Below are 17654 nucleotides of genomic sequence, written 5' to 3' on the forward strand. Positions count from 1 at the left end.
TAACCCGGCTACTTGGCCTTCAGCACCGCGCGACAGGCGTCGGGCAGCCCCGCCAGGGTGATGGGCGGGCGCGGCTTGCCGGGCGGGCCGGGCCGGGGGTTGAGCACCGCGTCGCTGAACCAGTAGTCGAGCTCGCCGCTGCAGCCGTCACCGCCCGGCGGCGGGTCCTGGTCCTTGCAGGCGCGCTCGCCCGCCGGGCAGTCGAGCCGGATGTGGAAATGGTAGTTGTGGCCGTACATCGGCCGCACCTTGCTGAGCCAGCCCCGGCTGCCCCCCGCCTCGCGGCACAGGGCGAGCTTGATCGCCGGGTTGACGAAGATGCGCGCCACCTCCGGTTGCTGCGCCACCATCTGGATCAGCCGGACGTGTTCGGGGCGCCAGATCGCGGGGTCGATGTCGCGGCGGTCGGACCGCACGACGTTCGTGGCCGACATTTCTTCGCGCTCCGCCCGGGTGAGGCGCCGGTCCGGCATCGGGGTGAGCCAGATGTCGGCGTCGAGGCCGAGCTGGTGCGAGGCGTGCCCGGTCAGCATCGGTCCGCCGCGGGGCTGCGACAGGTCGCCGACGAGCAGCCCCGGCCAGCCCGCCTGAACCGGCGCCTTGGCGGCGATCTTTTCGAGGAAGGCGATCAGGCGCGGGTGGCCCCACATCCGGTTGCGCGACAGGCGCATCACCTGCCAGGTCGGGCCGTCGGTGGCGAGCGCCTCGGCTCCGGCGACGCAGCCGCGCGAGTAGCTGCCGATCGCCTGCGGTGGCAGCGAGGCCGCCGTCGTGGCGCGGCCGAACAGGGCCTTGGCGGGCGTCGCGGGATCATCCGGGTTGGCGAGCGGCGGCAGCGGCTTCGGATTGACGCTGCCGCGGTCCTGCGCGAGCGCGGGCAGGGCCGTCAGGGCAAGGGCAGCGAGGAACAGGGCGGAGGAGCGAATCGTCATGGGCGAAGGCTAGACCGCCCCGGGGCCGCGCGAAACCGCCGGCCGGAACGGCGTCGGCCGGACTGCGTTGCTTGCGCAACAGTGTCGACCCTGGAGGCCGCGATGACGACCGAAGCACCGACGGTGGGTGACCGTTCCGACATGGGCAGCCTGACCACCAACGAGACCAGCACGCTGATCGCCAGCGACCGGGTCGAGGGCACGGCGGTGCGCCGCCGGAACGGCGACAGCCTGGGGCGCATCGAGCGCCTGATGATCGAGAAGCGCAGCGGCCGGGTCGCCTACGCGGTGATGAGCTTCGGCGGCTTCCTCGGCATCGGCGAGACCTACTTCACGGTCCCCTGGAGCGCGCTGACCTTCAACCCGGAACTCGACGCCTACGAGATCGACGTCACGGACGACCAGATCCGCAACGCCCCCCAGCGGTCGGCCGAGGGCCATGATCCCTCCTCGGACCGGGCCTGGGAGGAGCACGTCCACCGCTACTACAACGCGCATCCCTACTGGACGGTCTGAGGCGTCACTGCGCGCGTTCCGCCCAGCGGCAGACCTTGCTGTCCTTCACGGCGAGGCAATCGTAGGGGGTGCCGCCCACGACAACGTGGTCGGCCACCCCGTCGATCCGATCGCGTGGCGTGAAGGCGCAGCCGAGATGGTCGGCCTTCGGGTCGGCGAACAGGCGCGTGATCGCCGACCGGTCGCCGTTGGTGTCGCGCAGGAGCATGCGCAGGTTGGCGAGCGCTCCGCAGGTCACCGCCGGCGGGGCGGTCTTCGCCGTCCCCCCCTTCTCGGCGCCCGTGGCGGGCGCGGCAGCCAGCGCGGCGGCGAGCGCGAGGCCTGCGCGGCCGGCCCATCGGCGTGCCGGGCGGGGCCGGTTCACAGGCCCCCCATCGCCCGCACGATCGTCCATTCGTCCTCCGTCACCGGCTGCACCGACAGGCGGGAATTGTTGACGAGGATCATGTCCTTGAGCCGGGGCTCGGCCTTGATCGCCTCCAGGGTGACCGGGCGCGGCAGGGCCGTCACCGCCCTCACATCGACCATGCCGAAGCGGCCGCTCTCGTCCGTGGGGTCGGGATGGTAGGTGCGGATCACCTCGACGATGCCGACCACCGCCTTGCCCTCGTTGGAATGGTAGAAGAAGCCCTGGTCGCCCAGGCGCATCGCCTGGAGGTGCTGCTTGGCGAGGTGGTTGCGCACGCCGTTCCAAGAAGTGCCGGACTCGGCCGCCGCGACCTGCTGCTCCCACGACCATGCCGACGGCTCGGACTTGTAGAGCCAGTGCGCCATCCCCGCCCTCCCCTCAAGCCGCGGCGCGGCGCCAGAATGCGACGCTCTCGCGGTTGACCGGATGCCCGGCCGCCTCGTCCCGCGCCACCACGAAGGCCAGGAAGGCCCGCGCCTCCTCCGGCCCGGCGAGGTCGCGCAACGCGGTCAGGATGCGGGTGATGCGCAGGTGGTTGTGGTCGCGCGGACTGAGCCAGCCGTCGGTCTCGGCGTAGAAGCGCCGCATCCGGTCGCGGGCGGCCCGCAGGCCTGCGAGCGCCGCCGGATCGGCCCGGATCGCCGCCGCCTCGCCCGGGCCGAGCACCGGCGCGCCGGGCACCGCGCGGCTCGCCTCCGCCAGCGGGAAGCACCACTGGATGAAATCGTGCACGCCCTCGATGTGCAGGTCGTCGAAGGCGAGGATGTCGGCGAGGCGCCGGCCGCGCCCGTCGGGTCCGCGGCCCGCCAGGAAGGCGTGGATCGGGCCGGCATCGGGCGTCGCGGCACTCATCGGATCAGCCGTCCGTCAGCGGATGTAGGTCGCGCACCATGCTCTTCAGGCGCTCGTCCAGCACGTGAGTGTAGATCTGGGTCGTCGAGATGTCCGCGTGGCCGAGCAGCTCCTGCACCACCCGCAGGTCGGCGCCGTTCTGGAGCAGGTGGCTGGCGAAGGCATGGCGCAGCACGTGCGGGCTGACCCGGTCGGCCCGCAACCCCGCGGCGGCCGCCGCCGCCTTCAGATCGCGCGCGAATGCCTGCCGCGTCAGATGCCCGCTCTCGCTGTCGGCCGGAAACAGCCAGGACGCGCCCGCCGGCAGGTTCGCCTCGTGCGCCGCCATCGCGGCGCGGGCGAGACCGGTGAGCGGCACCAGCCGCTCGCGCCCGCCCTTGCCGCGCACCACCAGGAATTGCTCGCGGGTGCGCGCGGCGCTGCGCGGCAGCGACACCAGTTCCGAGACGCGCAGACCCGTGGCGTAGAGGAGTTCGAGCATGCAGTGGAGCCGCGCCGCGCGGGCGGCCTCGCCGGGCGCGGCCGCCTCCTTGGCCACTGCGAGCAGCCGGTCGACCTCCGCCACCGAGAGCACCTTCGGCAGGGCGCGCCCGCGCTTCGGGCCGGCCACCGGCGCGGTCGGATCGCTCTCGGCCAGCCCTTCCGCGTAGAGGAAGCGGTGGAAGCCGCGAACGCATGACAGGCGCCGGGCCGCCGAAGAGGCCTTGAGGCCCCGTGCGTCGAGGTCGGCGAGGTAGGCGCGCACCGTCGGCGGCGCGACCGCGGCGGGATCGAGCCCGGCGGCGGCGAGGTGGGCGAGGTAGTCGTCGAGGTCGCGCCGGTAGGCCGCGAGCGTGTTGGCCGAGGCGCCGCGCTCGGCCGCCAGCATGTCGAGAAAGGCCTGCATCAGCCCGGCGCGGACGCGGGAGGCCCGGCTCCCGTTCTCCCGGCCATGCGTCGGCTGGCCGCCGGATGCGGCGCGCGCCCGGCTCATCGGTTCCCGGGCTGGAGCTTCGAGTTGGGGATCGTCACGGTGATCTCCCGCGGCGTCGGCTCGACGAAGGTGGCCATCGCGAACATCGCCGCGTAGACGAGCCCGGCCAGCAGTGCCACGACGGCCAGGAAGCGGAAAAGGGTCGGCACGTCGGACGGGCCTCTCGGGGGCTCTGGAAGACCGGAATGCGTGCGGTCGGTTGCAATGCGGCACGGTTCGACCATGCGGCCGGGCGCAAGGCAAGGGTTCCGGGCGTCGCCCCACCCGAATGCCGGGGCGTGTTGCGCGGTGGACCCGCGGCCGGGATCGTTTCACGCGGCCTCGGATTCAGGCTAAGAACGCACCATGATTGAGCCTTCGCCCCAGGACGACCCGATCGAGGCCCGCGTGCGCCGCGGCGTCGGTCAGCGCTCGATCGTCCTCGTCGGGCTGATGGGCGCGGGCAAGAGCACGGTGGGCAAGCGCCTCGCCAGCCGCCTCGGCATGATCTTCAAGGATGCCGACCACGAGATCGAGGCGGCGGCCGGCCTGACCATCCCGGACATCTTCGCGATCTACGGCGAGGCGAGCTTTCGCGATGGCGAGGAGCGGGTGATCGCCCGGCTGCTGCGCCAGGGGCCGATGGTGCTGGCCACCGGCGGCGGCGCCTTCATGCGGCCCGAGACGCGCGAGCGCATCGCCACCTCCGGCGTGTCGGTGTGGCTCAAGGCCGATCTCGACCTGCTGATGCGCCGCGTGCGCCGCCGCCCCGGCCGTCCGCTGCTCCAGAACGAGGATCCCGAGGGCACGATGCGACGCCTGATGGACGTCCGCCACCCGGTCTACGGCGGCGCCGACGTGGTGGCGGTCTCCCGCGACGTCTCCCACGACCGCGTGGTGCAGGACGTGCTCGAAGCCATCGACGCCTACTTGGCGGGCGATCCGTCGAGCCGCGGAGTGGCGGCCCAATGAGCCTGGAGACCGTCCACGTCCCCCTCGACCAGGGCCGGGCCTACGACATCCTGGTCGGGCGCGGCCTCCTCGCGGAGGTCGGCGCGCGCCTCGCGCCCTTGGGCGCGCGCGCCGTCGCGGTGGTGAGCGACACCAATGTGGCCGGCCTCTACGGCGAGGCGGTGCTCGCGAGCCTGCGGGAGGCCGGCCTGCGCGCCGCCCTCGTGACGGTGGAGCCGGGCGAGGGATCGAAGAGCTACGCCACCTTTGCGCAGGTCTGCGACGGGCTGCTCGCCCACCGGGTCGAGCGGCGCGACCTGGTCCTGGCGCTGGGGGGCGGCGTCGTCGGCGACCTCGCGGGCTTCGCCGCCGCCGTGCTGCGCCGCGGCGTGCGCTTCGTCCAGGCCCCGACCACCCTCCTGGCGCAGGTTGATTCCTCGGTGGGCGGCAAGACCGGCATCAATTCGCCCCACGGCAAGAACCTGATCGGCGCTTTCCACCAGCCGGGGCTGGTGCTCGCCGACACCGCCGCCCTCGATTCCCTCTCGGCCCGCGAGATGCGGGCGGGCTATGCCGAGGTGGCGAAGTACGGGTTGATCGACGATCCCGGCTTCTTCGCGTGGTGCGAGGCGAATTTTTCGGAGATCTTTTCCGGCGGGCCGGCCCGCGAGCGGGCCGTGGCGGCCTGCTGCCGGGCCAAGGCCGGCGTGGTCGTGCGCGACGAGCGCGAGGACGGCGAGCGGGCGCTGCTCAACCTCGGCCACACCTTCGCGCACGCGCTGGAGCGCCTGACGGCCTACGATTCCACCCGGCTCGTCCACGGCGAGGCGGTGGCGATCGGACTGGCGCTGGCCTTCCGCTTCTCGGCCCGCCTCGGCCTCTGCTCCGGCCAGGATGCCGGCCGCGTCGCCAACCACCTCGCGCTGGCGGGCCTGCCCACCCGGCTGCGGCAGGTGCCGGGCGGCTGCGGCGACGCCGACCAACTCCTCGACGCCATGCGCCAGGACAAGAAGGTGCGCGACGGCGCGCTGACCTTCATCCTGGCCCGCGGCATCGGCAAGAGCTTCATCGCGCCGGGGATCGACCCGGGAGCGGTGCGGGAGTTCCTGATGGAGGAACTGGCGGCCTGAGGGCCACGCGCGGGCAGCGCGGGCGTTCCTGTGGGCGGAAGGTGATCCTCTCCGACCACGTCAGCCCGCCTGCGGGGCGAGGTCCCGCACCGCCCCCTCCCCCTGCCCCGCCATCATCAGCCCCAGCCGCGTGGCATCCAGCGTCTCGGCCGGCAGCGCCGCCGAGAGGCGGGAGCGGGCCATCACGGCGATCCGGTCGCTGAGGGCGAAGAGTTCGTCGAGGTCCTCCGAGATCAGCACCACCCCGGCCCCGCGGGCGCGGGCGTCGAGGAGCCGGCGGTGCACCTCCGCCACCGCGCCGATGTCGAGGCCGCGCGTCGGCTGGGCCGCCACGATCAGCGCGGGCGACCGGTCGAGGACGCGGGCCAGCACGACCTTCTGCATGTTGCCTCCCGACAGGAGCCGGACCGGCGCATCGGGGCCGGGACAGCGGATGTCGTGGTCGCGGATCGCCGCCAGCGCCCGCGCCCGGATGGCGGCGAGGCGCAGGAATCCGCCGCGCTGGAAGCGGGTGCGGATCTCTTCCGCCGCCACGGTCTCGGCCACCGACATGTCGGCGACCACGCCCTCGTGGTGGCGGTCCTCCGGGATGCGGCCGATGCCGAGCCGCACGAACAGGCCCGGATCGAAGCGGCGGACCGGCTCGCCGCGCAGCCGCACGGTGCCGGCGGCCGGCCGCACGAGGCCGAACAGCAGGCGGGCGAGCGCGGCCTGCCCGTTGCCCGCGACCCCCGCCACCCCGACGATCTCGCCCGCGCGGACGCGCAGGCTCGCCTCCTCCAGGCGGTCGCGGGCGTGGGATCCGGCCACCGACACGGCTTCGAGAGACAGCACCTCGGGGCCGGGTGCCCGGGCCGCGCGGCGCGAGGGCGGGACGGCACGCCCGACCATCAGGCCGGCCAGCATCTCGCGGTCGGCGCCCGCGGTGGCGCGCTCGGCCACCTTGCGCCCCGCCCGCAGCACGGCGATGCGGTCGCTGGCCGCCAGCACCTCGCCGAGCTTGTGCGAGATGAAGGCCACCGCGAGGCCGCGGTCGGCGAGCGCCCGCAGGGTCGCGAACAGCCCCTCGCTCTCGGCCGGCGTCAGCACCGCGGTGGGCTCGTCGAGGATCAGCACCCGCACGTCCCGGGTGAGGGCCTTCAGGATCTCGATCCGCTGGCGCTCGCCCACGGTGAGCCGCCCGACCGGCACGTCGAGATCCACCGCGAGGCCCGAGCGGCGCATCAGGTCGTCGAGCCGCCCGCGCGCCGGGCCGGTGCGGCGGCGCGGCCGCCAGAGCGGCTCGGTGCCGAGCATCACGTTGTCGAGGCCCGTGAGCGCGTCGGCGAGGGTGAAGTGCTGGTGCACCATGCCGATGCCGGCGCGCAACGCCGCCCGCGGCCGGCCGGGCGGCAGGGCCACGAGGCGCCCCTCCCGGTCCGCCACCCGCACCTCGCCCGCGTCGGCCGTGTAGTGGCCGAACAGGATGTTCATCAGCGTGGTCTTGCCGGCGCCGTTCTCGCCCAGCAACGCCAGGATCTCGCCGGAGCGCAGGTCGAGGTCGATGCCGTCGTTGGCGACGAGCGCGTCGAAGCGCTTGGTGATGCCGCGCAGCGCGAGGAGGACGGGCGGGGTCTCGGGAGGCACGCGGGAATCAGGTGGTGGATTTGGGCTCGGAATCGTTCACCGCCACCGTGAAGGCGCCCGCGCGGATCTCCCGCTCCTTGGCCAGCACGAGGTCGATCACCGGCTGGGGCACCAGCGCGGGATCGAGTGCTGCCAGCGAGCAGCCGCCCTTGGCCATGTGGCTCCACGGCCCGTAATCCTCGGCCGTGAAGCTGCCCTCGATGACCTTGGCCACCGCCCGGTCGATGGTGGGCTCCATGTGCCAGAGCGCGGAGGCGATCACCGTGCCCGGATATTGCGCGGCGGTGTCGATGACGTTGCCGATCGCCTTCACGCCGCGCTCCTTGGCGGCGTCCGAGACGCCGAAGCGCTCGGCGTAGAGCACGTCCGCCCGGCGCTCGATCATGGCGAGCGCCGTCTCCTTGGCCTTGGGCGGGTCGTACCAGGAATTGATGAAGGAGACGAGGAACTTGACATCCGGATTGACGGACCGTGCCCCGGCCATGAAGGCGTGCATCAGCCGGTTGACCTCGGGGATCGCGTAGCCGCCGACCATCCCGATCAGGTTGGTCTTCGTCGCCTTCCCGGCCACTATGCCGGTGAGGTAGGAGGCGTCCTGGATGTAGTTGTCGAAGACCGAGAGGTTGGGCGCCTGCGCCGGGAAGGACGAGCCCATCAGGAAGGCGGTGGTCTTGTAGTCCGCGGCGATGCGGCGGGCCGGGCGCTCCAGCCCGAAGGCCTCGCCGATGATCAGGTCCTTCTTCGCCTCGGCATATTCGCGGATCACCCGCTCGGCATCGGTGTTGGCGACGTTCTCCGAGTACACGTAGGTGATGTCGCCCCGCCCCTCCGCGGTCTTGAGGGCGCGGTGGATGCGGCTGATCCACTGCTGCTCGATCGGCACCGAGGCCACGAGCGCCACCGCCACCGGCCGGGCCTTGGCGGCCCGGGCAGGGCCGCCGAGGGTGCCCCCCGCGAGCAGCGCCGCTCCTCCCGCCAGCACCGCCCGGCGATCCACTCCCCGCCCGCCCGTCGTCATCCGTTCGCGCTCCCCGTCCTGCCCCCACAGGCGACCACGCCCGGACCCGGTGCGCAAGCCGTTTCGGCGGGCAGGTGAGCGCGGCGGCGGCCCGATCCTGCGCCAGGAAGGGCGGATCAGGGCCGCGGCTCCCGCATCAGATCGATCCGACCTCGCTCATGACGCGGCATGCACGCGATGCGAGGAGCCGCGCCAATCCTGGGTGGCCTGGATCATCTCCGAGAAGGCGGCGCCGATCGCCGTATCGGACTCCGGGAGGGGATGCTCCCCTCTGGTCAGTGGCGATCAGTCGAAGTCGCTCGGTACTCGCGTCAGGGAACCGCGTCCGCAAGCACGACCACGGCGACAGCGCCGTTGCTCAAGGGGAGGAAACCGATGCCCGCCTCCTGCAGCGCCTCCGCAGCCGACCTGCGGTTGCGGGTGAGCACACCCTCGGCGTCCTGTTCGAGGCGGCGGACCGTCGAGAGCGAGAGCCCGCTGGCTTTGGCCAGATCGGACATCGACCAGTCGAGCAGAGCACGTCCTGCGCGCAGGTGATGCCCGCTCAGGACCGCACCGAGATCGGTGCTGGCTGGCCTGATGGTGATCCCGGCCGGCTCCCAGGTCGTGTCGCCTTCGCCGGAGGCGCGGTCAATACGTGCACCGGTACACTCCGCACGCTGGGCGACGAAAGACCCGATGGCGCCGTATATCTCCATCAGGAGCTGGTCGACGTCGGCCTGGTGATCCGGCGGCATGTGAGATGTGGAATGTGCGAGCATGGGTCGACTGCGTGTGATTCTCGATAAAGCGCTTTTTGTTCGTTGATCAGCGATGCCGTGAGGCTCGTTCTGGCCGGGTTGCAGCCAGCAGCATGGAACAGAACATATTCTCCCCCAAGAGAATATTCTAACCGCCAACGAGTGCTTGGCATGCGTGTATTCCGCCAATTCAGTGGCGGCGACTGAGCTATGGACGCAACGATATTGGATCTGAAAATGCGAGAGTGTCAACGCGTGCGGAAAATTGATATCCGTATTCGCAAAAATGACTGCGACGCGCAGCCATTCCTGACGTAGCGGACCGGTGGACCCGCCGCACATCATGGTGTGGGATGCCCCGGTCCCTGCGGCGGAGCGGCATCGCGCGCCCAAGCGTTGTTCCCTGCGCCTCGGCTCGGCTGGGGGTCGGCTGGCCGGGCCGTCGCCGGACGCCATCACTCCGTGGCGGCGTGACTCCGTCGCCCGGCGGTCTCGCGGGCTTGGCGCCGGGTTTCGGACGGCGTGCAGCCGAAGTGCCGGCGGTAGCGCTGGCCGAAGTCACTCGCGTGCGCGAAGCCCCAGCGCTTGGCGAGTTCGGCGATCGGCACGTCGAGGTCGCGGATCTCGAGAAGGTCCCGGCGCGCGCGCTCCAGGCGCCGGCCGATGATGAACTGGGTCGGCGCCTGGCCGACCTCCCGGTGGAAGGCGACCTGGAGGGTGCGCACGCTCACGCCGGCCACGGCCGCGATCTCGGCCAGCGTCAGCGGATTCGTCAGGTTGGCTTCGATGTAGTTCAGGGCGAGCCGCAGGTAACGGGGTGACAGGGTGGCGAGGCCTGCGCCCTCGCGCGGCGACCGGACGGGCCAAGCCGACAGCAGCTGGTAGCACATGATCTCCTCCAGCAGCGGGAGGACGAAATCGCCGTGCCGGCCCGCCGCCTGCATCCTGCGGTGGACCTGCGTCACCGTGAAGGCCAGGGCCTTCATGCTCGGGCTCTCGACCTCGGCGACCGGCTCGAGATGCGGCAGCTCCGCGGTCTCGTCCCCGGTCAGCGCCCGCTGGGCGCGCAGCAGCGTCGCCACGAGGATCGTCGCGCTGACGGCGGTGAAGCCGGGCGCGGCCTCCATCTGGCGGATGCCGTCGAATCCGATCAGCGTCGCGAAGGTCGGCGCCCCGATGAAGTCGCCGCCCTGGTGGCGGTAGAGGATGTGCCCGCCGGTCACGAACCGCATGGTGACCAGGTTGGCGTTAAATTTCGGCTGGCTCACGAACCCGCTCGGGGAATGCGTGTGCCACAGCGCGATCCCGGCCTCCTGGCTGCCGCTGATCTGGATCTCTGGCGGGGTCGCGCGCATGACGTCGAAGGCGACCGCGATCCCGCCGGTGTCGTTGAAGGACTGGAGTTGCTTGCGCGAGGCGATGTTCGCCAGGAAACTGGTCTGGGGACGCCAGATGCTCTCGTCCGGGTAGCCTCGTCTCGTCATCGCGTCCGGTCGCAGGAATCAGGTGCGGCGGTTCGGCATGATGAGCGCCGCCGAGCCCTGCCTGCCACGGGTTCGCCTCTTGGGAAACCCCCGGGGGGCATATGAACCCCGGTGCGCAGCACCGGGATCATGCCTGCCGGCGCCGCGCGATCCGCGGCACCCGGGCGACCATCCTTCGGCGTCTCGGGCTCGGGCGGCACAAGCGGTGCGATCACCGCCTGGAGATCATCGGGGTCGAGAGCGTCCATGGCCTCCCAACCCACTCACCCCGGTTTGGTCCCTCGTACTAAAGACCGCCGTCGCTGATCCGGTACCACGCGATCACCGCCGAGACGTAGAGACGGTGGAGGGAGTGGAGCGGCAGGGGGGCGATCGGGCTCGTCGGGAAGGGCAGCGCCTCGGCGTCGCCGGTCGCCAGGTAGGCCGCCATGGCGCGGCCCATGCTCGATTGCAGGCCGACGCCGCGCCCCTGACAGCCGATGTCGATGAGGAGCCCCGGGGCTGGCTCGTGCAGATGGGGCATGAAATCGCGGGTGATCGCCACGCGCCCGCACCAGCGGTGGTCGAAGCCGACATCGGCCGCCTGCGGAAACAGCTTGGCGACGATCCGCTCCAGATGCGCCCAGTCGCCCGGGCCCTTCGGTTCGCGAAATGGACCACGCCCGCCCATCAGCAGCCGGCCCGTATGGTCGAGGCGGAAGTAGAGCAGGAGCTTGCGAGTGTCCGAGGAGACCTGGCCCTCCGGCAGGATCGAGCGGCGCAGGTTGTCGGAGAGCGGCGTGGTGGCGACTTGGAAGGAGTTCGCCGCGATGATGGTGCGGGCGAGGCCCGGCCACAGACCGCCCGTGTAGCCGTTGGTGCAGAGCACCACCCGCTCGGCGCGGATCTCGGGGCCGCGGGCGCTGCGGACCACCCAGCCGCTGCCCTCCCGCGCGATCGCCGTCACGGGCGTGTCGGTGTGGATGACGGCGCCGGCCCGGAGCGCCGCCCGGGCGAGGCCGCGCGCGTAGGAGAGCGGCTGGATCGCCCCGCCGCGCCCGTCGAGCCAGCCGCCGCGGTAGCGCGCGGTGCCGAGCAGCCGGTCGGTCTCCGCCTTGTCGAGCAGCCGCGTCGGCGCGCCGCGGCGCGCCCATTGCGCGGCCCGCCGCTCGGCCTGGGCCAGCCCGTCGTCCGTGTGGGCGCCCTGGATCCAGCCGGTGCGGGTGTGGGGCACGTCCATGCGGTGGCGGGTGATCAGGTCGAACACCGTGTCGGCGGTCTCTCCCGCGAAGGTGGCGAGGCGCTCGCCGCGCTCGTGCCCGAAGCGCTGCACGAGCTCGTCCGGATCGTACTTGAGGCCCGGGATCACCTGCCCGCCGTTGCGGCCCGAGCCGCCGAAGCCGATCTCGCGCGCTTCCAGCACCACCGGACGAAGGCCCGCCTCGGCGAGGTGCAGCGCGGTCGAGAGGCCGGCGAAGCCCGCCCCGATCACCGCGACGTCGGCGCGGGCGGAGGCGTCGAGGGGGGTCGTCTCGGGCGCGGGCGCGGCCGTGGAGGCCCAGAGCGAGGGCTGGAGCGGAAAGGGTTCGGCCATCGGAACGCCTACAGGGGATGCAGCACGCGGCGCAGGAAGTCGCGGGTGCGCGCCTGCTCGGGCTCGGTGAGGACGGCCCGGGCCGGCCCCTCCTCGACGATCACGCCGTGGTCGAGGAACAGCACGCGGTCGGCCACCTCCCGGGCGAAGCCGATCTCGTGGGTGACGACGACCATCGTCATCCCCTCCTCGGCCAGCGCCCGCATGACGGCCAGCACCTCGCCGACGAGTTCGGGATCGAGCGCCGAGGTCGGCTCGTCGAACAGGATCGCGTCCGGCCGCATGGCGAGCGCCCGGGCGATGGCGACGCGCTGCTGCTGCCCGCCCGAGAGCTGCGGCGGCCGCGCCGCCTCCTTGCCGGAGAGGCCGACGCGGGCGAGCAGCGCCCGCCCGCGCTCGGCGGCCTGCGCCTTCGGCTCGCCCTTCACGTAGACGGGCCCCTCGATGACGTTCTCGAGCGCGGTGCGGTGGGGAAACAGGTTGAAGCGCTGAAACACCATCGAGACCTGGGTGCGCACCGCGCGGATCCCCGGCCCGGACCGGTCGACCCGGGTGCCGTTCACCCGGACCTCGCCGCCGTCGTAGGATTCGAGGCCGTTGATGCAGCGCAGGAGCGTCGACTTGCCCGAGCCGGACGGCCCGATCACGCAGACCACCTCGCCCTTCGCCACCCGGGCGGTGATGCCCTTGAGCACAGGCACCGCACCGAACTGCTTGCGGACGTCGTCCAGCTCGATCATGGCCGCCCCGCCCGCTTCTCGAGGTGGCGCACGATCAGGATCAGGGGCAGGCTGAGCACGAGGTACATCAGCGCCACCAGGGTGAAGACGCTGGTGTTCTTGAAGGTCGCGGAGGCGATCAGCTTGCCCTGCAGCGCGAGCTCGGCCACCGTGATGGTCGAGGCCTGCGAGGAATCCTTCAGCATCATGATCATCACGTTGCCGTAGGGCGGCAGTGCGATCTTAAGGGCCTGCGGCAGCACCACGCGCCGCATGGTGAGGCCCCAGCCCATGCCGATGGTCTGCGCTGCCTCGATCTGCCCCTTGTCGATCGCCTCGATGGCCGCGCGGAAATTCTCCGCCTGATAGGCCGAGTAGGCGACACCGAGCCCGAGCACCCCGGCCTGCACGGCCGTGAGCGCGATCCCGAAATCCGGCAGCACGAAGTAGATGTAGAAGAGCTGCACGATGATCGGGATGCCCCGGATCACGTTGATGAACAGGGCCGCCGCCCCCGAGAGCAGGGGGATGCCGGAGACCCGCATCATCGCCCAGACGAGACCGAGCGCCGTCGAGACCACGAGCGAACCGACCGTGATCAGGATCGTGAGCTGCACGCCCTGGAGCAGGATCGGCAGGAACTCGCGGGCATCGGCGAGGAAGCTCTCCATCGCGCGCCAGACCGGCTCACGAGGGGTTCACGGAGGGCTTCAGGCCCCACTTCTCCAGGATGCGGGCGAGTTCGCCGCTCTGCTTGATCTTCGCGAGGCCGGCATCGATCTTGGCCTTGAGCGCCGCATCCTCCTTGCGCAGGCCGATGCCGACCGAGCCGACGACCGTGGGCTTGTAGGATTCCACCAGCCGCACGTTCGGAAACAGGCCCTGCTTGAGGTTGTAGGCGAGGATCGGCCCGTCCGCGAAGCCGGCCTTGAGGCGGCCCGAATTCACGTCGCGCAACACATCCGGGATCGTGTCGTAGATCTTCACCTCAGGGAAGAGCCCGGACTTCTTCAGCGGCTCGACGAAGGCGGTGCCGACCTGCGCGCCCACGGTCTCGCCCTTGAGGTCCGCGAAGGCCGCGTGGTCGCGCCCGTCGGCCTTCGGCACGATCAGCGCCTCGCCGTAGGTGTAGACCGGCTCGGAGAAATCGATCACCTCCTTGCGGGCCGGCGTGATGAACATCGCGGCCGAGATGAGGTCGATCTTCTTGGCAGTGAGCGCGGCGATCAGGGTCGAGAATTGCAGCGGCTCGACCTGCACGGAAAAACCCGCCTCGCGCCCGACCGCCGTGATGACGTCCACCATGACCCCCTGGATGGTGTTGGTCTTGGTGTCGAGGAAGGTGAACGGGATGCCGGTGGGCGTCGAGCCGACCTTCAGCGTTGTCTGAGCCGTGGCCGGAGCGGCAAAGCCGAGCGCGGCGGCCGCCAGGGCCGCCTGAACGAGACGCTTCATCGTCGTGCTCCTGGTCGGGGCGGACCTGCTTGGCGCAGCGTTCCGCGGCGGAAATTTCATTGACATGAACATTTGGGCATATTCCATTGCGAGACGCAATCCGATTTCACGCACATGAAACAGGCCGGCGACGGGCGAACGAATGGGCAGGCCGGGTCCGGCGGGATCGCGGCGGACCTCGCGGTCGGCGGACGCGTGCGGGCGCTGCGGCGCGCGCGCGGGCTGTCGCTCAAGGCGGTGGCGGCGCGCGCCGGGCTGTCGATCGGCTTCCTGAGCCAGGTCGAGCGCGGCCTCTCCTCCCCGTCGCTGCGGGTGCTGACGGCGATCGCCGACGTGCTGGAGGTCGGCCTCTCCGGCCTCTTCGGCGCCGCGGCGCCGGCGCCGGACGCGATCGTCACCCGTCCGCACGAGCGGGCGGAGCTGACTTTGTGGCGCTCCGGCATCGCCAAGCAGCTTCTGACGCGCCCGGACGGCGATGCGCGCCTCAGCCTCTTCCTGATGCGGCTCTCGCCGGGCGCGAGCACCGGGGACGAGTTCTTCGCCCATGACGGCGAGGAGGCCGGGCTGGTGCTGGAGGGCCGCCTCGACCTGGCGGTGGAGGACGCGACGATGCGGCTCGAATCCGGCGACAGCTTCCGCTTCGCCAGCCGCCGCCCGCACCGCTACGGCAACCCTTCCGAGAGCGACGAGACGGTGGTGCTGTGGGTGAACGCGGTCGCCACCACCCTTCGGGAAGGGCGCTGAGACGTCGTCGGGCCGCGGCACCTTCCCGGGCCGCAACGGACGAAGCTCGCACCGGCCGCCGAACGCGCCGCAGGATGTGGTGTACTCGACTGATCTAGAACAGTCCGGCATTCTGCCGCAGCAGAGAGCGGCGCATCATGGTTAAAATTCCATGAAAACGGCCTTTCCGCGGCCATAAAGCTCGGACAAACTCTCAAGCTCGGGTCATCGCCTGGGTCGATCGAGATGTCACGGATCGGACGAGTGCTGCGTCGGGTGCTGAGCACCGCGGTCGCGGTGGCGGTCCTGGCCGTGGGAATCGTCTCCGCCATCGTCGCCCAGCGCGTCGCGGCCCTGCCGGACGACGCGACCCTGCGGATGCGGCTGACCTCGGCGCACCTCCTGGCGGTGCCGCGGCGCGGGGAGCCGAACGTCCTCGACATCCACTGCAACTGCCCCCTGCCCGTCCGGCTGGAGCACCTGCCGCTCGACCTGCCCTACGCGGTGATCAAGCGGGAGGACCGCCGGTTCCTCAAGCATGCGGGCGTCAACGTCGCGAGCCTCCTCAGCGCGACCCGGGACACCGTGATGGGCCGCCCGCGCGGGGGCTCCACCATCACCATGCAGCTCGCCAAGAACACGCTCCTCGATCCGAACGACCGCGGCCACGTCCGCAAGCTCGTCGAGATCTGGGCGGCTCTGCGCATCGAGCGCGTCCTGTCCAAGCGCGAGATCCTCGAAGCCTACCTCAACATCGTGCCCTTCCCGGGCAACCGGACCGGCATCGAGCAGGGGGCGCAGTACCTGTTCAACAAGAGCGCCTCGGCCCTGACGCAGGTCGAGGCGGCCGCCATGGCGGCGACGCTGCACGGCCCCAACCGCTACGATTTCTGGCGCCTCGATCCCCAAGGATCCGGGCTGCGCCTGTCCGAGATCCGCAAGATCCAGCTCTACAGCCGCAAGGAGCGGTTCGGGCCGGAGGGCTGCGCACGCTACAAGCGCGATCTGGAGCGCAGCTTCATCCAGTCCCGGTTTCCCGGCCGGTCCCCGGACGCGCCGCTGACGCGGGAGGAGCGCGCGCCGCTCATGGCCGCGTTCCGCGAGGTGAACACGCTCAGCATCTGCCGCCGCCAGCGCCTGCGCGCCCAGACGATGCTGGTGCTCGACGCCTTCCCGGCCCCGCCGACCCGCGCCACTCGCGAGCAGCGCCGGGCCGGCCTCGACCGCCTCGTGACGGTCCGCCAGCGCCCGTCGGCGGAGCCCCTGCGCCTGGAGACGCGGTGGTACGTCGGGTTCGCCCTCAAGGAACTGGCCCGGCAGGGCCTCGTGCGCGAGGAGCGGGTCGGCGACGCGCTGGTCTACCGCCCGGGCGGGACCGACCGCTTCCGGGCCTATCTCGCGCTCGGCGGGCGCCATCAGCACGCGGCGGACTTGGTCGTGCAGCGGGCCGAGGAGCAGGACCGGGCGGCGGCGCTGGTCGATCTCACGCCGGACGGCTTCCTGGTGGCGCTGGCCAGCCGGGCGGTCTACCCGGACAAGGTCCACCTCAACCTCGCGACGGCCGAGCCGCGCCCGATCGCCTCCCTCGCCAAGGCGGTCGTTCTGGCGACGGCCCTGGCCGACAAGCGCACGCTCGCCTCGCCCCTCTGGGACGAGGAGAGCGCGGAGTACAGGAACGAGCGCTGCCTCGTGAAGGGCGGGCGCCGGGCCGCCGCCGATCTCGCCCGCGCCGGCCGGGCCGAGGGACGGGTCGAGCTGCGTCACGCCTTCGCGGCCTCGCTCAACTGCGCCTTCGTCAACCTCGCCTTCGAGTCGGGGCGTGGGCGCAGGATCAAGACGTTGTGGGCGCATCTCGGCCTGCCCGACATGGCCGCCGACAACCTGCAATTGGCCCTCGGCGGTTTTTCCGCCACGCCCCTGCAGATGGCTGCGGTCTACGCCACACTCGTCGGGGGCGGCGCGCGGGTGGAGCCGCGCGCCATCCGCGACGTCGCGGGCCTCGACGGCGGCACGCTCCGCCCGCCCGTCCCGGCGCAGCCCGGCCGATTCGTCGTCGGCCCCTCCGTCGCGGCCGGGATGCGGGAGGCGCTCCGGCACGTCGCCGCGATGGACTCCTCCCGGGCCGGCGGCGGGCAGCGGCTGCATTCCACCGTGGCGGCCGGGCTCCAGACCATGAAGGAGCGCAAGCTGCTGTTCGGCAAGACCGGCACCAGCGACGGACAGCACCGCTTCGGCCCGCGGCAGGCGGCCTTCGTGCGCGACGGCTGGTTCGTCGGCGGCGTCGAGGGCCGCTCGATCAGCGCGCACTGGACCGGCCAGAGCGCCGACCGGAGCATCACGGGCGCGGTGGCGGCCCGGGATTTTCGCGATTACCGCGAGACCTTGCAGGCTCTCGAAGCCGGGGCGCGCAAGGGTCTTCGCCCCGGCCGCGCCCCCATCCTGAGTCAGGTGGCCGAAGCCGAGTGAGCGGCGCGGCGGCGTCGCCCGCCCGGGCGGCGACCGGGCAGACGCCAAATTGACAACCGCGCCTCCTTGATTAATTTACCGAACGGTTGGTCATAGAAATACCGGCCG

General features: G+C 71.7%; 19 protein-coding genes. 5 read left to right on the forward strand and 14 right to left on the reverse strand.

Going from position 1 to position 17654, the window contains the following annotated elements; genetic code table 11:
* Positions 1–8: 8 nt before the first annotated feature.
* Complete coding sequence (mepA, locus tag ACKUB9_RS21500) at positions 9–932, reverse strand: penicillin-insensitive murein endopeptidase (protein ID WP_407528829.1); 924 nt, start codon at positions 930–932, stop codon at positions 9–11.
* A gap of 141 nt (positions 933–1073) precedes the next feature.
* Between mepA and ACKUB9_RS21505 the strand changes: the two genes are divergently transcribed.
* Positions 1074–1448: a PRC-barrel domain-containing protein gene (locus tag ACKUB9_RS21505; RefSeq protein ID WP_407528865.1), complete on the forward strand. Its 375-nt coding sequence runs from the start codon at positions 1074–1076 to the stop codon at positions 1446–1448.
* A 4-nt stretch (positions 1449–1452) separates the two neighbouring features.
* Here the strand turns inward: ACKUB9_RS21505 and ACKUB9_RS21510 are convergent, their stop codons facing one another.
* The 5 genes from ACKUB9_RS21510 to ACKUB9_RS21530 form a co-directional block, all read right to left on the reverse strand.
* Entirely contained in the window at positions 1453–1812 is a 360-nt protein-coding gene (locus tag ACKUB9_RS21510; protein ID WP_407528831.1) for a hypothetical protein, read from the reverse strand.
* Entirely contained in the window at positions 1809–2222 is a 414-nt protein-coding gene (locus ACKUB9_RS21515) for an EVE domain-containing protein (RefSeq protein WP_407528833.1), read from the reverse strand. Before ACKUB9_RS21515 ends, ACKUB9_RS21510 begins: the two co-directional genes overlap by 4 nt.
* A 13-nt stretch (positions 2223–2235) precedes the next feature.
* Positions 2236–2709, reverse strand: a complete 474-nt coding sequence (locus tag ACKUB9_RS21520; protein ID WP_407528835.1) for a hypothetical protein — start codon at positions 2707–2709, stop codon at positions 2236–2238.
* Between the two features lie 4 nt (positions 2710–2713).
* Complete coding sequence (locus ACKUB9_RS21525) at positions 2714–3595, reverse strand: tyrosine recombinase (RefSeq protein WP_407528866.1); 882 nt, start codon at positions 3593–3595, stop codon at positions 2714–2716.
* Between the two features lie 83 nt (positions 3596–3678).
* Positions 3679–3831, reverse strand: coding sequence for a histidine kinase (locus tag ACKUB9_RS21530; protein WP_407528837.1), 153 nt, complete (start codon positions 3829–3831; stop codon positions 3679–3681).
* Positions 3832–4027: 196 nt separating this feature from the next.
* Between ACKUB9_RS21530 and ACKUB9_RS21535 the strand changes: the two genes are divergently transcribed.
* On the forward strand, positions 4028–4633 hold the full coding sequence (locus ACKUB9_RS21535) for a shikimate kinase (protein WP_407528839.1): 606 nt from the start codon (positions 4028–4030) through the stop codon (positions 4631–4633).
* Positions 4630–5742 carry a 3-dehydroquinate synthase gene (gene aroB / locus ACKUB9_RS21540; RefSeq protein WP_407528840.1) on the forward strand — a complete coding sequence of 371 codons (1113 nt, stop codon included), beginning with the start codon at positions 4630–4632 and terminating at the stop codon, positions 5740–5742. Before ACKUB9_RS21535 ends, aroB begins: the two co-directional genes overlap by 4 nt.
* A 60-nt stretch (positions 5743–5802) precedes the next feature.
* On the opposite strand, the gene ACKUB9_RS21545 is transcribed toward aroB, so the two are convergent.
* The 8 genes from ACKUB9_RS21545 to ACKUB9_RS21580 all read right to left on the reverse strand — a co-directional run bounded on the left by ACKUB9_RS21545 (position 5803) and on the right by ACKUB9_RS21580 (position 14357).
* Entirely contained in the window at positions 5803–7368 is a 1566-nt protein-coding gene (locus ACKUB9_RS21545; RefSeq protein ID WP_407528841.1) for an ABC transporter ATP-binding protein, read from the reverse strand.
* A 7-nt stretch (positions 7369–7375) separates the two neighbouring features.
* The gene (locus ACKUB9_RS21550; protein WP_407528843.1) at positions 7376–8386 is read right to left on the reverse strand and encodes a BMP family protein; all 1011 of its coding nucleotides are present in this window, start codon (positions 8384–8386) and stop codon (positions 7376–7378) included.
* Between the two features lie 311 nt (positions 8387–8697).
* A complete protein-coding gene (locus tag ACKUB9_RS21555; protein ID WP_407528846.1) occupies positions 8698–9147 on the reverse strand; it encodes a hypothetical protein in 450 nt (149 codons plus the stop codon).
* Between the two features lie 434 nt (positions 9148–9581).
* Positions 9582–10610, reverse strand: coding sequence for an AraC family transcriptional regulator (locus ACKUB9_RS21560; protein WP_407528848.1), 1029 nt, complete (start codon positions 10608–10610; stop codon positions 9582–9584).
* A gap of 286 nt (positions 10611–10896) precedes the next feature.
* Positions 10897–12183, reverse strand: coding sequence for an NAD(P)/FAD-dependent oxidoreductase (locus tag ACKUB9_RS21565; protein ID WP_407528850.1), 1287 nt, complete (start codon positions 12181–12183; stop codon positions 10897–10899).
* 8 nt (positions 12184–12191) lie between these two features.
* Complete coding sequence (locus ACKUB9_RS21570; RefSeq protein ID WP_407528851.1) at positions 12192–12923, reverse strand: amino acid ABC transporter ATP-binding protein; 732 nt, start codon at positions 12921–12923, stop codon at positions 12192–12194.
* Entirely contained in the window at positions 12920–13573 is a 654-nt protein-coding gene (locus ACKUB9_RS21575) for an amino acid ABC transporter permease (RefSeq protein WP_407528853.1), read from the reverse strand. Before ACKUB9_RS21575 ends, ACKUB9_RS21570 begins: the two co-directional genes overlap by 4 nt.
* Positions 13574–13589: 16 nt before the next feature.
* On the reverse strand, positions 13590–14357 hold the full coding sequence (locus tag ACKUB9_RS21580) for an ABC transporter substrate-binding protein (protein ID WP_407528854.1): 768 nt from the start codon (positions 14355–14357) through the stop codon (positions 13590–13592).
* A gap of 114 nt (positions 14358–14471) precedes the next feature.
* On the opposite strand from ACKUB9_RS21580, the gene ACKUB9_RS21585 reads away from it, so the two are divergent.
* Together ACKUB9_RS21585 and ACKUB9_RS21590 are read left to right on the forward strand one after the other, a co-directional pair.
* Positions 14472–15101 carry a cupin domain-containing protein gene (locus ACKUB9_RS21585; protein ID WP_407528857.1) on the forward strand — a complete coding sequence of 210 codons (630 nt, stop codon included), beginning with the start codon at positions 14472–14474 and terminating at the stop codon, positions 15099–15101.
* 255 nt (positions 15102–15356) lie between these two features.
* Positions 15357–17546, forward strand: a complete 2190-nt coding sequence (locus ACKUB9_RS21590; RefSeq protein ID WP_407528859.1) for a transglycosylase domain-containing protein — start codon at positions 15357–15359, stop codon at positions 17544–17546.
* Positions 17547–17654 lie beyond the last annotated feature (108 nt).

The sequence above is a fragment of the Methylobacterium oryzisoli genome (assembly GCF_046557895.1).
GTDB classification, from domain to species: domain Bacteria; phylum Pseudomonadota; class Alphaproteobacteria; order Rhizobiales; family Beijerinckiaceae; genus Methylobacterium; species Methylobacterium oryzisoli.